The sequence below is a fragment of the Herbiconiux daphne genome, assembly GCF_024979295.1.
GTDB lineage: Bacteria > Actinomycetota > Actinomycetes > Actinomycetales > Microbacteriaceae > Herbiconiux > Herbiconiux daphnes.
Window position 1 is genome coordinate 1 of the sequence record NZ_JANLCJ010000608.1, and the last position, 581, is coordinate 581.

The following is a 581-nucleotide window of genomic DNA, read 5'->3' on the forward strand; positions in this document are numbered from 1 at the left end:
AAACCAGAGCCAGAGATCCCGGATATTATTAAACGAGTACGAGGGGGTAAATAATGGCTCTATGGGATTTCTTAAATCAGAGTGATAACAATAATAGCCTTAGCTTTGGTGGTAGTGATTACAATCCGTCACAGTCTAACGTATTGGGGCAATCACTAGCCCCTAAAACTCCTACAGGTGATTTACCTTCTGTAGACCCTGCAAATGATACCCGCTCACAGGATCAGTTTAAGCGTGATGCTCAACTATTTAACCGTGAGGCTAAAAATAGTGCTGATGAGGATGATAATTATATTACATCCCGTAACGGTAACAGATATGAGAAAGTAGATAGCTCACCGTTACAGCAAGGTTTAACAGCAGCGGCTAGTTATATGGAAGCATATTTTAGCAGCGGTGGTAATGTTGGACAGGGCGCACATGCAGCGGGAGCGGCTACCTATGCTTTACAGGCTAAGGCAGACCGATTAGCACAGGCTGATCATATGGAGGATTTAGGCGCTAACCCGCTGGACGTTCAAGCATGGATTAACAGCGGTGATAAAAAAGACCTGTTTACTAATAAAGGTGAGTTTTCCGCT

Annotated in this window: 1 protein-coding gene; it reads left to right on the forward strand. The window is 43.9% G+C overall.

Going from position 1 to position 581, the window contains the following annotated elements; translation table 11 throughout:
• Nucleotides 1–53 precede the first annotated feature (53 nt).
• Nucleotides 54–581, forward strand: a 528-nt coding sequence (locus N1032_RS26720; protein ID WP_259543693.1) for a hypothetical protein, incomplete at its 3' end; no start/stop codon positions are given.